The 18,633-nt window shown below is 67.8% G+C and carries 10 protein-coding genes and 1 pseudogene; 8 read left to right on the forward strand and 3 right to left on the reverse strand.

Annotated elements, in window-relative coordinates; all coding sequences use genetic code 11:
• The first annotated feature begins 423 nt into the window (after positions 1–423).
• Both CEK66_RS04695 and CEK66_RS04700 read left to right on the forward strand, forming a co-directional pair.
• The gene (locus CEK66_RS04695) at positions 424–3,183 is read left to right on the forward strand and encodes a TonB-dependent receptor (protein ID WP_152236104.1); all 2,760 of its coding nucleotides are present in this window, start codon (positions 424–426) and stop codon (positions 3,181–3,183) included.
• A gap of 284 nt (positions 3,184–3,467) precedes the next feature.
• Complete coding sequence (locus CEK66_RS04700; RefSeq protein ID WP_017908401.1) at positions 3,468–3,857, forward strand: cupin domain-containing protein; 390 nt, start codon at positions 3,468–3,470, stop codon at positions 3,855–3,857.
• Positions 3,858–4,031: 174 nt separating this feature from the next.
• Here CEK66_RS04700 and CEK66_RS04705 read toward each other — a convergent pair whose 3' ends face one another.
• A complete protein-coding gene (locus CEK66_RS04705; RefSeq protein WP_152236098.1) occupies positions 4,032–5,597 on the reverse strand; it encodes a sulfotransferase in 1,566 nt (521 codons plus the stop codon).
• 456 nt (positions 5,598–6,053) lie between these two features.
• On the opposite strand from CEK66_RS04705, the gene CEK66_RS20550 reads away from it, so the two are divergent.
• From CEK66_RS20550 to CEK66_RS04715, 4 genes and pseudogenes are all read left to right on the forward strand, one after another.
• Positions 6,054–6,218 carry a hypothetical protein gene (locus tag CEK66_RS20550; protein WP_017911775.1) on the forward strand — a complete coding sequence of 55 codons (165 nt, stop codon included), beginning with the start codon at positions 6,054–6,056 and terminating at the stop codon, positions 6,216–6,218.
• A 69-nt stretch (positions 6,219–6,287) separates the two neighbouring features.
• Positions 6,288–6,554, forward strand: a pseudogene (locus CEK66_RS20765) (Plug domain-containing protein); the annotation flags it as partial.
• A gap of 507 nt (positions 6,555–7,061) precedes the next feature.
• Positions 7,062–8,861 carry a TonB-dependent receptor gene (locus CEK66_RS04710; RefSeq protein ID WP_255424686.1) on the forward strand — a complete coding sequence of 600 codons (1,800 nt, stop codon included), beginning with the start codon at positions 7,062–7,064 and terminating at the stop codon, positions 8,859–8,861.
• 79 nt (positions 8,862–8,940) lie between these two features.
• Positions 8,941–10,944, forward strand: coding sequence for a S9 family peptidase (locus tag CEK66_RS04715; protein WP_226978489.1), 2,004 nt, complete (start codon positions 8,941–8,943; stop codon positions 10,942–10,944).
• A gap of 128 nt (positions 10,945–11,072) precedes the next feature.
• Here the strand turns inward: CEK66_RS04715 and CEK66_RS04720 are convergent, their stop codons facing one another.
• Positions 11,073–12,665, reverse strand: coding sequence for an NAD(P)/FAD-dependent oxidoreductase (locus CEK66_RS04720; RefSeq protein ID WP_152236099.1), 1,593 nt, complete (start codon positions 12,663–12,665; stop codon positions 11,073–11,075).
• 201 nt (positions 12,666–12,866) lie between these two features.
• Here CEK66_RS04720 and CEK66_RS04725 point away from each other — a divergent pair, with 201 nt between their 5' ends.
• Both CEK66_RS04725 and CEK66_RS04730 read left to right on the forward strand, forming a co-directional pair.
• Complete coding sequence (locus tag CEK66_RS04725; RefSeq protein ID WP_193312573.1) at positions 12,867–14,966, forward strand: M13-type metalloendopeptidase; 2,100 nt, start codon at positions 12,867–12,869, stop codon at positions 14,964–14,966.
• Between the two features lie 237 nt (positions 14,967–15,203).
• A complete protein-coding gene (locus CEK66_RS04730) occupies positions 15,204–17,216 on the forward strand; it encodes a M13 family metallopeptidase (RefSeq protein WP_152236101.1) in 2,013 nt (670 codons plus the stop codon).
• A 137-nt stretch (positions 17,217–17,353) separates the two neighbouring features.
• Here the strand turns inward: CEK66_RS04730 and CEK66_RS04735 are convergent, their stop codons facing one another.
• Positions 17,354–18,010, reverse strand: coding sequence for a rhomboid family intramembrane serine protease (locus CEK66_RS04735; protein ID WP_152236102.1), 657 nt, complete (start codon positions 18,008–18,010; stop codon positions 17,354–17,356).
• Positions 18,011–18,633: the final 623 nt, after the last annotated feature.

Consider the following 18,633-nt stretch of genomic DNA (forward strand, 5'->3'; position numbering starts at 1 on the left):
GGTGCGTCGGCAGCCGGGCCGCGCTGCTGGCGGTATCGGGATCGCCCAGTCGTCACAGGCCTTCAGGGGCACGGCCCGCCACGCCCCACATCCGTTCAGCAACCTATACAACGAATGCCCCGCAATGGTGCAAAGCAACGCGAAATTTGTCTACGCCGGTGCCGCGGCCCGACGTTCGCCGACATTTCCCGCCTGATCACCGCAGTTTTTGTTGGTAGACGAAAAAAGTGACACCCATGTACAAACCGCGTTAAGTCCGTGTTACGTTTGGGTTGATTGCAGGATGCAATCCCACTTTCAAGGCACACGTCGCGGCACGAGGCCCCTCGCCTTATCGATTGATTTTCGGGGAAGAGAAAGATGACTGTCCGTCATACTCGTAGTTTCAAGCACAGCCACCTGAGTGCCGCGCTGGCCTCCGCCATGCTTGTCCCGGCCGCGTTCGCCGCCTTCGCGCAGGACGCCACGACCGACGACAAGACCGATAAAGCGACGAATCTCGACAAGATCACCGTCACCGGCTCGCTGATCCCGCAGACCGAGATCGAGACCGCCACCCCGGTCACCACGATCAACGCCGAAGAAATCAAGGCGCGCGGCTTCAGCACCGTCGCCGACGTGCTGCAGAAGAGCTCGTTCGCCACCGGCGGCGTGCAGGGCGGGCAGAGCTCGGGCACCTTCACCCAGGGCGCCAAGACGGTGAGCCTGTTCGGCCTGCCGCCGGGCTACGTGAAGTACCTGATCGACGGCCGTCCGATGTCGAACTACCCGGCGCTGTACAACGGCAGCGACACGTTCAACAACATCAGCGGCATTCCGATCGACCTGGTCGACCGCATCGAAATCCTGCCGGGCGGCCAGTCGTCGCTGTACGGCTCCGATGCGATCGCCGGCGTGATCAACGTCATCCTGAAGAAGAAGATGGACGGCGCGGTGTTCAGCATCCGCGGCGGCGGCTTCTCCGAGGGCGGCGGCAGCAACTTCCGCACCACCTTCGCCGACGGCTGGACCTCGGCCGACGGCCGCACCAGCGTGCTGGGCGGCGTGCAGTACGAAGAGAAGGATCCGATCTGGGCCTATCAGCGCAGCCAGACCAAGCAGTTCAACACGCAGGGCTACAACGCCCAGCTGCCGAGCCGCGACTTCCTGGTCTACAGCCCGTTCACCAGCTACAAGTTTCTCGACCCGAACAACTGCAACAACGTGTCCGGCCTGTTTGGCGGCACGGAAGGGCTGCAGCGGCGTCGGGGCTTCGGCGACGAGTACTACTGCGGCTCCAAGTACACCCCGGGCTACCGCACCCTGGACAGCGGCACCAAGTCGCTGCAGGCCTACCTGCACGGCACCCATGACCTGAACGACAACGTGCAGCTGTACGGCGACGTGCTCTACAGCCACGACGAGGTCAAGTTCAACGCCGGTTCCAACTACATCTGGTGGGGCACCGCTGCCGACTTCGGTTATTACTACGATCCCAAGGTGGGCGACCTGCTGAACCTGCAGCGCGCGTTCGCGCCGGAAGAAATGGGCATCAACGGCATCAAGGACACGATGAGCCGCAACAAGAGCGACTCGGTGCGCGTGACCTTCGGCGCCCAGGGTCAGCTCGGCCAGTCGAGCTGGGACTACGATGCCGGCGTCACCTACACCCAGTACAAGCTGGAAGAGCGCCAGCTGGTCCGCTACAAGAACGCGATCGACCAGTTCTTCGTGAACCGCGTGCTGGGCCCGCAGCTCGGCCTGGACCCGAACTACGGCGCTTACCCGGTGTATTCGCCGAACTACGCGGCGTTCTACTCGCCGATCAGCCAGGCGGACTTCGCCAGCTTCACCGGCCAGGCCACCAACAAGAGCAAGACCTCCGACGGCATGATTCGCGTGCAGGCCACCAACGGCAAGCTGTTCAGCCTGCCCGGCGGCGACGCGGGCCTGGCCGTGGTCGGCGAGTACGGCAAGCAGAAGTGGGACTACGCGCCGGATCCGGTGATCCTCAACGGCGAAGTCTGGGGCCTGACCTCGGTGGCCGGCGGCGGCCAGCGCGACCGCTACGCGCTGACCTCGGAACTGCGCATGCCGGTGTTCGACCCGTTGACCATCACCCTGGCCGGCCGTTACGACGCGTTCAAGGCCAGTGGCCGCACCATCGACAAGCCGACCTACAGCATCTCGCTGGAGTATCGTCCGTTCGAAACCCTGCTGCTGCGCGGCAAGTACGGCACCGCGTTCCGCGCGCCGACCCTGTCCGACCTGTACCAGGGCCAGAGCGGCTACTACAACAGCGTCGTCGACTACTACCAGTGCGCGCGCCGCGGCTACCTGCCGGGCAACACCGACAACTGCCCGGCGGCCTACTCCAGCCGTCAGTTCCGCGGGACGCAGTCGGGCAACCTGGACCTGAAGCCGATCAACGCCGATGTGTGGAGCGCGGGCTTCGTGTGGTCGCCGGTGGACCGCATGGCGCTGACCGTCGACTACCTCAACTGGGACATCAGCGATGAGGTCACCCAGCAGAGCGCCGACGGCCTGAGCCTGCAGGACTACCGCTGCCGCGCCGGCATCGACGATGCCGCCTCGGCACTGTGCCAGGCCACGTTCTCCCAGGTCACCCGCAACGCGGCCGGCCAGATCACCAACATCTACACGCCGAAGATCAACGTCTCCAACCAGAAGCTGGAAGCGGTCACCGCCTCGTTCCGCTATGGCTACGACTTCGGTCGCTGGGGCGACCTGAGCACCATCGCCAGCTACAGCGAGAACCTGCGCCACAAGTACGTGCGCTACACGGGCGATACGCCGGTGGATCTGCTGAACGATCCGTACTGGAGCACCGACCCGAAGCGCAAGGCCGACGCGTCGCTGACCTGGGACATCGGCAAGTTCTCGACCACCTGGTACGCGAGCTGGTTCGACAAGACCCCGAACTACGCGGCGACCGTCGCACCGGCCGGCTATGCCTCCCCGCGCGCCGGCAAGCTGCCGTCGCACATCACCCACAACGCCAGCGTCACCTACAAGGCGTTCGAGGGCATGGAGCTGTCGCTGATGATGACCAACGTGTTCAACAAGATGCCGCCGCTGGACAAGTCGTACCCGGGCAGCGCGCAGTGGGCGTACAACGATTACAACTTCGATGTGTACGGCCGTGCGTACTACCTGGAAATGCGTTACTCGTTCGGCAAGTAAGCCGACACGCATGTCTCACAGAGCCCACCCGCAAGGGTGGGCTTTTTTTTGCCTCGCATGCGCGGCCTACCCGGTCATTCCATCCATTGCAGGCGTCTGCCCGCGCGGCACGTCGGCGAGATTGGTCAAGCACACATGATTTGCGCACGACAGCGTTCCGGCGCCGTGGCCGTTGGCGCCGTCAGCCCATGCTGTAATCGCGCCCAGCGCATCCGTCGCCGCCGAGACGCCCCCTCCTCGTCGTCGTATCCGATGCCGCAATGCATCCAGTGGAGATACCCGACATGCCGCGTCGCGACTTCGATCCCGCCACCTTCGCCGCGGATGGGCGGCCGGCAACCCAGGCACGGCTGTTCGATGCGGACACGCCGCCGCCGTGGCACGGCGTCGTCGCCGGCGCAGCCCTGGGTGGTGCGGTCACCGTCCTGACCTACGGCACCGATGCGATCGGCGACGGCCCGCCGCGCCACGTCCATCCGTACGACGAAACCTTCGTGGTCCTGGTCGGACGCGCGCGGTTCTTCGTCGGCGACAGCGCGCTCGAGGCGGCGGCCGGAGACGTGGTCTTCGGTCCCGCCGGCGTGCCGCACCGGTTCGAGAACCTGGGTCCTGGCCGTCTGCAGACGCTGGACATCCATCATTCGCCGACCTGGATCCAGACCGATCTGGACTAGGCGAGGCCAGCCACGCGCAGTGCGGCAATGCCGCGGCACACAGGAGCGCCACGGAAGAAGCGCGCAGCGCTCACCGTTCCGTACTACGCCTGCGCCACGCGCCAGCGTGCGCGCCGGATACCACAGCGACCGATCACGGAGCGGTAGAGACGGGCCGCGCGGGCGGCCCAGTGGTTACGGATAGAACGCCGACAACAGCACCTTCAGTTCCTGCAAATCCTCGCCGTAGCGCTGCCAGCGCCCCATGTAGGAACGCGTCATCGACGTGCGCACCTGCACCACGCTGGCGGTCGCCACCGGCGCCTGGTTCTGCTCGAAGCGCAGGCAGGCGTCGTCCCACGGCAGGCCGCAGAACTCCAGCAGGCGGCGCGTGGTCGGCTCCTGTGCGGTCACCAGGTCCTCGTAGTCGACCTGCAGGATGCGCTGCGGCAGCACCGCGCTCCAGTGCGCCATCAGCCGGTCGAACATCAGGAAGTAGCGGCCGACGTCCATCAGGTCGAAGGAATAGTCGTAGTACGGCGAGGACAGCGCGAACAACTGGCGGAAGTTGCTCAGGCAGGTATCCATCGGGTCGCGCCGCAGGCACACGATCTTCGCCTTCGGCAAGGCGCGCGCGATGTGGCCGGCGTAGAGGAAGTTGTGCGGCAGCTTGTCCACGAAGCGCGGCTTCAGCGCGGTGCCGGGGCGCGTGGACTCGACATAGCCGCGGCCGAGCGCGCGCCAGTCCAGCCCCTGCACCTGGCTCAGCGTGGTTTCGTCGAGGATCTCCGGCGACGGCGTGCCGGTCAGGCGCTTGAGCACCACCGAGAAGTTCTGCAGTTCGCCCGCCGAGTGCACCTGCGGATGGCTGGACAGGATCCGGTCCACCAGGGTGGTGCCGCTGCGCGGCATGCCGATCACGAAGATCGGCTCCTCGCTCTCGAAGCCCGCCACCGGCGCATCATCGGCGCGGAAGCTCCGATGCAGGGCCTCGAACAGGCGCGCATCGCGCTCGGAGGTGTAGCCGCGCGCACGCTTGTGCACCGACTTCCCCTGCACATAACCGCGGAACGCCGCGCGGTAGTCGCCGAGGTCTTCGTGCTCCTTGGCCAGCGCCAGGTTCAGGTGCAGCACCGCGTCCGGGTCGTCGCCGGCCGACGCCAGCGCGGCCTCGAGCAACGCCAGGTTGTTCTCCTCCGGCGTCCACTTGCGCAGTTGCGACAGCGACAGATACACCTTCCAGTAGCGCGGCTCCAGCGCCAGGCAGGCGCGGTATTCGGCCTCGGCCTCCTGCAGCCTGCCGGAGAACAGCAGCGAGGTGCCCAGGTTGTAGCGGAAGCTGGCCTGCTGCGGCGCCGCCTGCACCGCACGCGTGAACGCCTGCAACGACGCGGCGTGTTCGTTGACCTGGGTGTAGACCACGCCCAGCGTGTCCAGGGTATGCGCATCGGTGGGCTGCAGCGCCATCGCATGATCGGCGAAGCGGTGCGCATCCTGCAGGAACCGACCCATCGCCAGCACCCGCGCCAGTTGCGCCGCGTAGTCGGCGCGTTCGGGATTGAGGGTCGCGGCCTGGTGCAGATGCACCGCGGCGACCTGCATCTGCTGCAACTCCAGCGCCGCCACACCGGCGACGAAATGCACGCCCGGATGCTGCGGCAAGGCCTGCAGCAGATGCTGTGCGATCCGAAGCGCGTGCGGCCAGTCGCTGCGGTTGAGCGCGGCGATGGCCTGGTTGTAGAGCTGAACCTGTTCGCTCATGGATGCGCCCGATCTCCCCTGGAAGGCTGGCCGCGGCGGCACGCAGGCGGGCGCGGCGGTCTCAGATTATGACCGCAGCGCAGCATTCGCGCGCATGCGCGGTGTCTGCCGCCGGCCGCCGCCGCACACCCCGGCCGCAGGGCGAGCGCGGAGCGAAACGGGCTCGCCCTGGTGGAAATGACGCAGCGACAAGGGCTTGCATCACGTGGCGTCCAGGTGCGCCTGCCGCCGCGACCGCCTCTACAGCAAGCCCACTTCAAAAACATGTCATGTAACGCAAATTTTTCGTTACTTTTCCGATTTGTTCATGCTACGGTCAAGAAACGTGAAATGGACCTCACGCTCTCTACACGTACCTGTCCAGGAAGGGACCTGGGTACTGCACATGCATCTAGGGGAAATTTGTCAATGTCAGTCAAAGCACCGACTCCCAAGCGGAGTCTTCTGGTCGTTGCTGTGTCCGCCATTCTGGCCCTGCCCGCCGCGTCGGCGCTGGCGCAAAGCCAGCCCGCGAGCGAGGAATCGGAGACGGAACAACTGACCGAGACCACCGGCGCCAAGGCGCGCACCCTCGAGAAGGTGACGGTGACCGGTTCGCGCATCCAGCGCACCGAGGTCTAGGGCCCCTCGCCCGTCACCATCATCTCCGCCACCCAGATCTAGCGCGAAGGCTTCAACACCGTCTTCGACGCGCTGAGCACGCTCACCCAGGCCTCCGGCTCCACCCAGAACGAGCTGTTCCAGGGCGGCTTCACCCCCAACGCCAGCGTGATCAACCTGCGCGGTCTCGGCCCCGGCCGTACTCTGTTGTTGATCAACGGCCGCCGCGCCGCGGACTATCCGCTGCCCTACAACGGCCAGAGCAACTTCGCCAACTTCGGCAACATCCCGGCCGCGGCGGTCGACCGCATCGAGATCCTCGCCGGCGGCGCCTCGGCCATCTACGGCTCCGACGCGGTCGCCGGCGTGGTCAACGTCATCCTCAAGACCAACTACGAGGGCGACCTGGTCAAGCTGCGCGGCAGCACCCTGACCCGCGGCGGCGGCGACACCGGCGACTTCCAGTGGATCGGCGGCAAGACCGGCGACCGCTGGAGCCTGACCTACGCCTTCGAGTACACCGCCGGCGAGCCGCTGTACGGCTATCAGCGCGACTTCATGGATTCGTCGCTGGACAACCCGTTCCCGCCGGCTTTCGTCGGCATCCAGCCGACCGGCACCATGCGCGTGCGCCGCCGCACCGGCTCGACCACCAACTCCTACTTCGCACCGCCGGCCGGCGCCTGCGAACAGTTGGGCGACGAGTGGGTGCGCTGGAACTACCGCAGCGCCAGCGCCGCCGGCGCCATCACCAACCTCGGCCAGGCCTGCGGCACCTTCAAGGATCCGGCCTACCAGACCATCCGCAACGAGAACAACGACCTGTCCGGCTACGCCTACGGCACCTTCGATTTCGAAGGCGGCATGCAGGGCTGGGCCAGCCTGCAGGCCTGGTCGTCCGAGTCCAAGTACACCTCGGGCACCCAGTTCTGGTCCGGCCGCACCAATGGCGCGCTGTGGTTCGATCCCGGCTTCAACGCGCTGGTCGACGCGCAGCGCGTGTTCGCCCCGCAGGAAGCCGGCGGCGTCGAGCACCTGATGGCGCGCAACAAGGAGAAGTCCTACGACTTCGCCGCCGGCCTGCGCGGCAAGCTGGGCGACCGCTTCGACTGGGACCTGACCCTGTCGCGCGCCGAGTACAAGGTGAAGGTCGATCGTCCGCGCCTGATGGCCTCGGCGGTCAACGACTACTTCCTCGGCCAGCAACTGGGCACCCGCGTGGTCGGCGGCGTCACCTATCCGGTGTATCGCCTGAACCAGCAGCGCTACTACAGCGCACTGACCCCGGACCAGTTCGCGGCGTTGAGCACCACGGTCAAGACCGACGCCAACTCGCATGTCAACCAGGGCAGCTTCGTGCTCTCCGGCGACCTGTTTGAGCTGCCGGCCGGCGCGCTGGGCTTTGCCGGCGTGGTCGAAGCCTCGCAGCAGGAATACAAGCTCAATGCCGACCCGCGCATCCTGCCCGACTACACCGGCACCGACCGTCCGTACAATCTCACCGGCACCGGCGGCGGCGGCAAGCGCGACCGCTACGCGCTGGGCGTGGAGCTGTCGATTCCGATCCTCAGCTCGCTGAAGGCGCACCTGGCCGGACGCCTGGACAAGTACGACGACGTCACCGCGGTGGACGACGCCAAGACCTGGAACGCCGGCCTGGAATGGCGTCCGCTGGACAATCTGCTGTTCCGCGGCTCCTACTCCACCAGCTTCCGCGCGCCGGACCTGCACTACGTGTTCGCCGATCGCAGCGGTTCGTTCTCCAGCATCTTCGACACCCGTCGTTGCCTGGAAAGCGGCCGCGCCGCGGCGCAGTGCCCGACCTCGGACACCACGGTGAACTACACCGCGTACGGCGTGCGCCAGGGCACCACCAACCTCTCCGAGGAAACCGGCACGTCGTGGACCGCCGGCTTCGTGTGGGACGTGCTCGACGGCCTGTCGGTCACCGCCGACTACTACGACATCCGCCTGAAGAACGTGGTGGCCGACATCACCTCCACCTACATCCTCGACGGCGAAGCCGGCTGCGTGACCGGGCTGACCCGCAACCGCAACCCGTTCACCCTGGGTGCGCCGGGCTCGGCGTTCTGCAACGACATGCTGTCGCGGGTCACGCGCCTCAACGCGCCGGGCACGCCGAACGACGGCCAGATCACCGAGATTCGCCGCGGTCCGATCAACCGCGCCTTCCTAGGCACCAAGGGCATCGATGCGTCGCTGGACTACCGCCTGGACACCGACCGGCTTGGCGACTTCCGCTTCCAGGTGGGCTACTCGCACACCCTCGAGCAGAAGTCGGCCGAGTTCAAGGGCGACCCGATCCTCGATTACCGTGACGACCTGGGCAACTTCGACTTCCGCAGCCGCATCCGTACCACCGCGACCTGGCAGAAGAACGACTGGCAGGCGGCGGTGTTCATGATCCGCTACGGCAGCCTGCCGAACTGGCAGGAGACCGGCCGCATCGCGCCGTACTTCATCTGGAACGCCAACGTGGGCAAGAAGCTGACCGACAAGCTGACGGTCAACTTCTACGTCAACAACGTGTTCGACAAGACGCATCCGAAGGACAGCGGCTACAACACGTATCCGTACTTCTGGCGCGCCTACAGCCCGTACGGCCGCGAAGTGGCGGCGGAGTTCCAGTACCGCTTCCGCTGAGCCGCACCACGCACACTGGAGGTCAGCGAGAGCCCGGCATCGGGCTCTCGCTGTGTTCAATCACGCAAAAAGGATTCTCGTGAAACGACTCGTTGCTTTCTGCGCGCTGGGGCTGTGCCTGCACGTCGGCATCGCCGCAGCCGCTCCCCCGCCCATTGCGGATTTCGTCAAACGCCCCACCTACAGTGCGGTGAAGATTTCGCCGGACGGCGAATACCTGGCGCTGACCGTGGACCGCGGCGAGCAGGACGTGCTGACCGTGCTCGGCACGCGCGACCTCAAGCCGATCAAGGTCAACGTGCTGCCGGACGGCAAGAGCGTCGGCGCGTTCTACTGGACCGGCCGCAAGCGGCTGCTGTTCACCGCGGTCAAGAAGGTCGGTTCGTTCGAGCGGCCGATGGGCACCGGCGAGTGGTTCGCGGTCGACGCCGACGGCGGCCAGCCGCGCACCCTGATCGAATACGGCACCCAGGGCGTCACCCAGCGCGGCAAGAGCGTGGGCCGCGAATCGTTCTCCCTGCTCGACACGCTGCGCGACGACGAGCAGAACGTGGTCATGCAGGTGCGCTACCCGCGCTCCTCGGAAGGTGCCGGCACCGAAGTGGTGATGATCGACACCATCAGTGGGCGGCGCAAATCGCTGGGCCGCGCGCCGAAGGCGAACTGCTCCATCGCCCTGGACGCGACCAAGCAGCCCGCCTTCGCCACCTGCCAGAGCGACAAGGACGAGGACACCGGCTACGACAGCCACAGCGAGGTGTACGCGCTGAAGGACGGCAAGTGGGAGCTCATCAACGCCAGCAAGGCCGATGGCGCGCGCCTGGACATCGCCTGGTCCACCGCCAACGGCCGCGTCTATGCCACCCGCGACGACGGCAAGGCGCCCGGCGCGTTCGGGTATCTGGATCCGCGCAGCGGCGGCTTCGTCGCCCTGTTCCAGGACCCCACCAGCGAGGTGGCGCGCACCATCACCGCCACCGACGGCTCGGACACCGCGCTGGCGGTGGTCACCGAGGCCGGCGCGCCGCAGGTCAAGCTGATCGACGAGGCGCATCCGGACGCAGCGTTGTACGCCAGCCTGGCCGCGGCCTTTCCCGGCCAGTACGTCGACTTCGCCAGCGCCACCCGCGATGGCGACACCATCGTGGTCAGCGTGCGCAGCGACCAGAATCCCGGCGAGCTGTACCTGTACGAGCGCGCCACCGGCAAGGCGCGCTTCCTGATGAAGAGCCGGCCCTGGATCGATGCGGCGAAGATGGCCACGATCACGCCGATCCAGTTCACCGCCCGCGACGGTCTGCGCATCCATGGCTACCTCACCGTGCCGGCCGGAGCGCAGGCGAAGAACCTGCCGCTGATCGTCAACGTGCACGGCGGACCGATGGGGCCGCGCGACAACTGGGGCTTCCATTCGGAGGCGCAACTGTTCGCCAGCCGCGGCTACGCCACGCTGCAACTCAACTACCGCGGCTCCGGCGGCTTCGGCAAGGCGTTCATGGACCGCGCCTACGGGCAGTGGGACGGGGGCATCATCAACGACATCGTCGACGGCACCCAGTACGCCATCCAGCAGGGTCTGGCCGATCCGGCGCGGATCTGCATCTACGGCGGCAGCTTCGGCGGCTACGCCGCGATGATGGCGCCGGTGCGCGCGCCGGGGCTGTTCCGCTGCGCGTTCGGCTACGTCGGCATGTACGACGCCAAGATCCAGTTGCGGCTCAGCGACACCAGCAAGAGCGAGAGCGGCAGGCGCTATCTGCTGCGCGCCTTCGGCAGCACCAGTGCCGAGCAGGAGCGGATGTCGCCGATCAACCACGTGCAGGCGCTGACGCTGCCGATCTACCTCGCCGCCGGTGCACGCGACGACCGCTGCCCGCCGGAGCACACCGAGGCGCTGGCCAAGGCGCTGCAGGCGGCCGGCAACCCACCCGAAGGCGTGATCGTGCAGTCCGGCGAAGGCCACGGCTTCTACAAAGAAGACAACAACCTCAACCTCTACACCCGGATGCTGGGGTTCTTCGACGCGCACTTGGGCGGTTCCGCGGCACGACCGAGCGCATCCGTGCAGGCCGGCGCGCCCTGACGCTGGCGCAGACAACGCCACGGCGCGCCGCCGTGGCACGCGCGGCGCGCTGCACGCGCCGCGCCTTTCCCTCGCCCTGGTCGCCATGCCAGGGTTCTTTTTTTCTTGCCGCTACCGTCCGCCGCCGCTCAACCGCGCAACAACGCCATCGCTGCATTGTGGCCGGGCGCGCCGGTCACGCCGCCGCCGGGGTGGGTGCCGGAGCCGCACAGGAACAGGCCGGGAATCGCACCGCGGTACGCCGCCTGGCCGAGCATCGGCCGTGCGCTGAACAACTGGTTGAGGCTCAGCGCGCCGTGGAAGATGTCGCCGCCGATCAGCCCGAAGGTGCGCTCCAGGTCCAGCGGGCTCAGCACCTGCCGGCCCAGCACCGCGGCGGCGAAGCCCGGCGCGTAGCGCTCGACGGTGGCGATCATCAGATCGGCGACCTCCTCGCGGTGCGCGTCCCAGCTGCGCCCGTCCGGCAACTGCGGCGCGACGTGCTGGCAGAACAGGCTGGCCACGTGCTGGCCGGGCGGCGCCAGGCCATCGTCCAGGGTGCTGGGAATCAGCAGTTCGACGATCGGTTCGCGCGACCAGCCGTGCCGGCGCGCGTCGTGGTAGGCGCGGTCCATGTAGTCCAGGCTAGGCGCCAGTACGATGCCGGCGGTGAGATGATCGCCCGGCCCCGGCAGCGCGCTGAAACTGGGCAGCCGCGACAGCGCCACGTTCATGCGGAACGTGCCGGAACCGCAGCGCCAGTGCGCCATGCGCTCGTGGGTGGCGGCCGGCACGTGCGCCGGATCGAGCAGGCGTTCGTACAGCAGCTTGGGATTGACGTTGGCGACCACGTGCCGCGCCCGCAGGCGCTCGCCCTGCTCGGTGACCACGCCGACCGCGCGTCCGCCCTCGACCAGGATCTCGCGCACGCCCGCATCGGTGCGGATGCGCGCGCCGGCCGCAGTGGCCGCGCGGGCCATGGCCTGGGTGATCGCGCCCATGCCGCCCAGTGCATGGCCCCAGGCGCCCTTCACCCCGTTGCTCTCGCCGAACACGTGGTGCAGCAGCACATAGGCCGATCCCGGCGTGTACGGGCTGGCATAGTTGCCGACGATGCCGTCGAAACCGAACAACGCCTGCGCCGCGTCGCTCTCGAACCAGCGCTGCAGATACTCGGCGGCGGAGATGGTGAACAGGTCCAGCAGGTCCTGGCGCAGTTCCGCATCCAGCGCATGCAGGCGGCGCCCGAGGCGGCCGGCGCGCAGCAGCTCGGGCAGTGCCTGCAGCCAGCCGCCATCGGTGACGTTGGGCGGCGGCTGCAACGCCAGCGCGCGCAGCACGTCGGCGATGCCCTCCAGCCGCGCCTCGTAGGCCGGCAGGCGCGCGGCGTCGCGTGCGGAGAACCTGGCCAGTTCGGCCTGGGTGTGGCCGGCGCCTGTCAGCAGATAACGTCCATCCGGCAAAGGCAGGAAGTTGTTGCGCCGGCGCGGCACGATGCGCAGGCCGTGGCCGGCCAGATCCAGGTCGGCGATCACCTTGGGCTGCAGCAGCGACACCGTGTAGGACGCCACCGAGTTGCGGAACCCGGGGTGGAACTCCTCGGTCACCGCAGCGCCGCCGACCACGCCGCGCCGCTCCAGCACCGTCACCTTCCAGCCGGCCCGCGCCAGGTAGGCGGCGCAGACCAGGCCGTTGTGGCCGGCGCCGACGATCAGGGCATCGCATGGCGGTTCGCGGGTCATGGCCGCATGGTAAGCCAGCGCCGGCGGGCCTGCCGACGGCAGGCGGCGACGCCGTCCTGCGGCCCAATGGCCAGGGCCACCCATGACCTTCGACACCCCTGAAACCTGCAGTGGCGGCGTAGAGTCTCGCCACGGCCCGTGCGGGCCATTCCTTTATCCACGTCGGCCTGGAGCCTGCCTGTGACCCTTCGCAATCCCAAGATGCTGCTGTTGACCCTGGCCGTGAGCGCCGCGCTGACCGGCTGCAACAAGCCCGAGAGCGCCGCGCCCGCCGCCGACGCCGCCAAGCCCGCGCCGGCCGCCGCCCCGGCCGCGGCGTCGACCGACCTCAAGCTCGACACCAGCAAGCTGCCGGCCTACAACGCCTTCAACGTCGACGACCTGGACGCCAGCAAGAACGCCTGCGACGACTTCAACGGCTACGTCAACGGCAAGTGGCTGGCCGCCAACGAGATCCCCAAGGACCGCAGCAGCTGGGGCGCGTTCTCGATCCTGGACGAGCGCTCGGTCGCGGCGCAGCACCAGCTGGCCGAACAGGCCGCCGCTGCGGCCAACCCGCAGGGCGTGGAGAAGATCGTCGGCGACTTCTGGTCCTCGGGCATGGACGAAGCCAAGATCAACGCCCAGGGCATCGCGCCGCTGAAGGCCGACCTGGCCGCGATCGACGGCCTCAAGGACGGCCCGGCGGTGGCCGAGTACCTGCGCCAGAGCGCGGCCAAGGGCGAGAACGGCCTGTTCGGCTTCGGCGCCGAGGCGGACTTCAAGAATTCGGCGATGAACATGGCCTACGCCATGCAGGGCGGCCTCGGCCTGCCCGACCGCAGCTACTACTTCGACGCCGACAAGCAGGACAAGCTCAAGGCCTACCAGGCGCACGTGGCCAAGGTGCTGGAGCTGGCCGGCGTGCCGGCGGCCGACGCGGCCAAGCAGGCGCAGGACGTGGTGGCGCTGGAAACGCGCCTGGCCAAGGTGTCCAAGTCCAGCGAGCAGCTCTCGCGCGACGCCGAGCTGTCCTACAACCCGGTCACCCCGGCCGACGCCGACAAGCTGACCCCGAACTTCCCCTGGACCAAGTTCTTCGAGTCGCAGGGCGTGGCCGTGCCGGAGAAGTTCTCGCTGGCGATCCCTGCCTTCCATCAGGAAGTGAGCAAGGCGCTGGGCGACACCGACCCGTCGGTGTGGCGCGCCTACCTGCGCTTCCACACCGTGGACAGCGCCTCGCCGTACCTGAGCGACGCCTTCGCGCAGGAAAACTTCGCCTTCTACGGCAAGGAACTCAACGGCCAGGCCGAGATGAAGCCGCGCTGGAAGCGCGTGCTCGGCAGCATCAACGAAGGCGCCGGCGAGGCGATGGGCCAGATGTACGTCAAGGTCGCCTTCTCGGCCGACGACAAGGCCAAGATGCAGCAACTGGTCGAGAACCTGAGTCAGGCGCTGAAGGCGCGCCTGGAGAAGCTGACCTGGATGAGCGACGAGACCAAGGCCAAGGCCCTGGACAAGTGGAAGACCTTCACCCCGAAGATCGGCTACCCGGACAAGTGGCGCGACTACGCCAGCCTGAGCACCCAGCGCGACAGCTATCTGGACAACGTGCGCGCCGCCACCGCGTTCAACTACAAGTACAACCTCAGCAAGATCGGCAAGCCGGTGGACAAGACCGAGTGGGGCATGACCCCGCAGACGGTCAACGCCTACTACAACCCGCTGCAGAACGAGATCGTGTTCCCGGCGGCGATCCTGCAGCCGCCGTTCTTCGACCCCAAGGCCGACGACGCGTTCAACTACGGCGGCATCGGCGCGGTGATCGGCCACGAGATGACCCACGGTTACGACGACCAGGGCGCGCGCTTCGGGCCGACCGGCAACTTCGAGAACTGGTGGACCCCGGCCGACGCCAAGAAGTTCTCCGCGCTCACCGGCAAGCTGGTGCAGCAGTTCGACGGCTACGAGGTCGACGGCAAGCACGTCAACGGCAAGCTGACCCTGGGCGAGAACATCGCCGACCTGGGCGGCATCACCACCGCCTACGACGCCATGAAGAAGGCCACCGAGGGCAAGGACGACCCGAAGGTCGGCGGCATGAGCCGCGACCAGAACTTCTTCATCAACTGGGCCACCGTGTGGCGCACCAAGTACACCCCGCAGAACGCGATGGTGCGCCTGACCACCGATCCGCACGCCCCGGCGCAGTTCCGCGCGATCGGTGCGCCGTCGAACCTGGAGGCCTTCGCCACCGCGTTCCAGTGCAAGCCGGGCGCGCCGATGGTGCGCAGCGGCGACAAGCGCGTGGTGATCTGGTAAGCGACGGCGTCACTGCCATCTCGCGAAAAGGCCCGGCTTGTCCGGGCCTTTTCTTTGCGTGGGCGTCGGCCTGCGACGGCGGTGGCGATGCCGACCGCCCTGCCCGGCCACCGGCGCCCGTGCCTGCCGGCGTCGCTCGCTGAATCCGGTGGGGACGTGGACGCGCATCATCGCCACAGTTGCACACCGCGGCTTGTTAAACTCCGCCGACTTTAATCCTGACCGGATGCGTTCCCGATGCCCAATGCCCGTCCGCTTGCCCTCGCCGTCGCCCTCGGCCTGATCGCCCTCGCCTCCGCCGCCGATGCCGCGCCCAAGAAGAAGCGCGCCGCCGCGCCCAAGGCCCCGCCGATCAGCGCCGCCTGCAGCGACTTCTACGACGACGCCAACGCCGACTGGCTGAAGCAGAACCCGGTGCCGCAGACCGGCGCGGTCACCGCGCTGGGCCAGCTGGCCGAGCGCACCCAGCAACAGCAGCGCGACCTGCTCGACGCCTCCATGCAGTCGCCGCAGAACGCGGTGCAGAAGGCGCTGGGCGATTTCTGGGCCAGCGGCCTGGACGAGGCCGCCGTCGAGAAGGACGGCTCCAACCCGATCGCGCCGCTGCTCGGTCGCATCGATGCGATCAAGAAGGCCAAGGACGTGCCGGCCTCGATCGCCGCGCTGCACCAGATCGGCATCCCGGTCGCGTTCAACTTCGGCGCCGACGTCGACCTGAAGGCGCTGGACCGCCACATCGGCTACTTCATGCAGGGCGGCATGGGCCTGCCCGACCCGGCCTTCTACACCCGCACCGACGCCGACACCATGGCGCTGATGGGCCGCTACCGCACCTACGTCAAGCAGATCCTGACCCTGACCGGCACCCCGGCCGACCGCCTCGAGGCCGACGCCCAGTCGGTGCTGCAGATCGAGACCGCGCTGGCGCGCAGCGCCAAGTCGCTGGCCGGCATCAACAACCCGTTCAACAACTACGCGCCGATCTCGACCAAGGAGTTGAACAAGCAGTACCGCAACCTGCAGCTCGACGCCTTCCTCAAGGCCCAGGGCGTCAACGACGACCTGGTGTCGATGGCCGACCCGGACATGTTCAAGCAGCTCGACGGCATGATCGTCAGCATCAAACCCGAGCAGTGGAAGGCCTACCTGCGCTGGCGCGTGGGCGACGCGATGGCGCCGTACCTGTCCAAGAGCTTCCGCGACGCCAGCTTCGAGTTCCGCGGCCGCGTGCTGCAGGGCCAGGTCGCGCCGCCGCCGCGCTGGGCGCAGGTGCTGGACGCGATCAACGTCGCCGCCGGCCCGATGCTGGGCCGCGAGTACGTGGCCCGCTACCTGTCGGCCGACACCCGCCGCCAGGCCGAGACCATCGCCGACCAGGTACGCGACGCGCAGATCGCCGCGGTCAAGCGCAGCACCTGGCTGAGCGAGCCGGCGCGCACCGAGGCGCAGGCCAAGCTGGCCGCACTGAAGATCGAGGTCGGCGCGCCGCGCCGCGACCTCGACTACACCCTGCAGCCGATGGGCCGCGGCAGCTTCGGCGGCAACATGCTGATCGCCTCAACCTGGCGTCACCGCGAGGAGATGAAGCGCATCGGGAAGGGCAACGCCGACCGCCGCTGGGACGTGCTGCCGCAGCAGCCCGCACTGACCTACGACATCGCCCAGAACCGTCTGATCGTCACCGCCGCGGTGCTGCAGCCGCCGGTGTACGCGGCCGGCGGCGACGCCGCGACGCTGTACGGCGCCTACGGCGCGATGGTCGCGCACGAGCTGATCGGCGCCATCGACAGCAAGGGCAGCCAGGTCGACGCGCAGGGCCAGTTGCGCAACTGGTGGACCCCGGAAGACAAGAGCGCCTGGAACGCGCTGGCCGCCCGTACCGCCGCGCAGTACGGCGCCTACGACTTCCCGGGGGTGAAGGGTGCCAAGGTCAACGGCCCGCTGACCCAGGACGAGGACCTGACCGACATCGGTAGCGTCGAACTGGCCTGGCAGGCCTACAGCGCCGCGCAACCGACCGCTAACGAGGCAAGCAAGCAGGCGTTCTACAAGGCCTGGGCCGGCCTGTGGGCGCAGCAGCTGTCGCCGAACGAAGCCGTGCAGCGGGTCACCGCCGACGTGCACGCGCCCGGCCGCTGGCGCACCAACGGCGCGCTGGCCAACCTGCCCGCCTTCGCCGCGACCTTCACCTGCAAGCCCGGCCAGCCGATGGTGCGCAGCGAGGCCGAACAGATCCACCTGTGGCCGTGAGCCGGTGCCGGCGCTAGCCGCCGGCCAGGCACACACAGCAAGACGGCGCGGGCAACCGCGCCGTCTTGCGTTCAGGGGTCGGGAAAACGTGTCGCCGGCGCTGCGCTTGCGGCGCGCAGCAACGGCAGGCGTTTCGCTCAGCGCACGATGCGCGGACGCGGCGGCTTGCGCTTGCCGAACGGAGGCTGGCCGCGCCAGTAGCGGATCATCAGCCAGCCGAACAGCATGCCGCCCAGATGCGCGAAATGCGCCACGCCCGGCTGCCAGCCGGTGAAGCCCATCAGCAGTTCCAGCGCGCCGAACACGATCACGAAGGTCCGCGCCTTCATCGGGATCGGCGGGAACAGCAGCACCACCCGCTGGTTCGGGAACAGCATGCCGAACGCCAGCAGCAGGCCGAAGATGCCACCGGAGGCGCCCAGGGTCGGATACGGCTCGTTGCCGTTGCTGAGCATCCACCAGCCGACCAGCAACTGGCACAGGCCGGCACCGACCACGCAGACCAGGTAGTAGGTCAGGAAGCGCTTGTTGCCCCAGGTCTGCTCCAGCGGCCCGCCGAACATGTACAGCGCCAGCATGTTGAACAGCAGATGCATGAAGTCGCCGTGCAGGAAGCCGTAGGTCAGCAACTGCCAAAGCTGGAAGTTCTCCCCGGGCGAGAACGCGTCGAACGCACCGATCGGCCACAACATGAAGGGCGAAAACGTGTCCATGCCGAACAGCATCTGCAGCAGGAATACCACGACGTTGCCGATCAGCAGCGCTTGGGTGACGGGCGGAAGTCTGGGGAACATGGTCGGGTCCGTGGCAACTGTCCCCATCATAGCCGCTCGCCAGAGCATGCACCCCAACCAATGCAGCGGCATGCCCTGACCAACGACGCTCTTCCAAGAGGTATTGCGAGCGCGGTGCGCCGAAGAGACAGACGAGGGCGCGGGCGAAGCCTCGCGCAGTCAACATGCAGCATGCGCTTCGCGCACCTACCCTCACCCCAACCCCTCTCCCGCAGGGAGAGGGGCTTGTACGTCCCTTCTCCCTCCGGGAGAAGGTGCCCCGAAGGGGCGGATGAGGGTACGGGCGCAGCCTCGTGCAGTCGAAACACCGCTCGCGCTTCGCGCCCTACCCTCACCCCAACCCCTCTCCCGGGGGGAGAGGGGCTTGTACCTCCTTCTCCCTCCGGGAGAAGGTGCCCCGCAGGGGCGGATGAGGGTACGGCGCAGCCTCGTGCAGTCGAAACACCGCTCGCGCTTCGCGCCCTACCCTCACCCCAACCCCTCTCCCGGAGGGAGAGGGGCTTGTACCTCCTTCTCCCTCCGGGAGAAGGTGCCCCGTAGGGGCGGATGAGGGTACGGGGCGCAGCCTCGTGCAGCGGAAACACCGCATGCGCTTCGCGCCCCTACCCTCACCCCAACCCCTC

The organism is Xanthomonas sp. LMG 12460 (assembly GCF_009192895.1).
GTDB classification, from domain to species: Bacteria; Pseudomonadota; Gammaproteobacteria; order Xanthomonadales; family Xanthomonadaceae; genus Xanthomonas_A; species Xanthomonas_A sontii.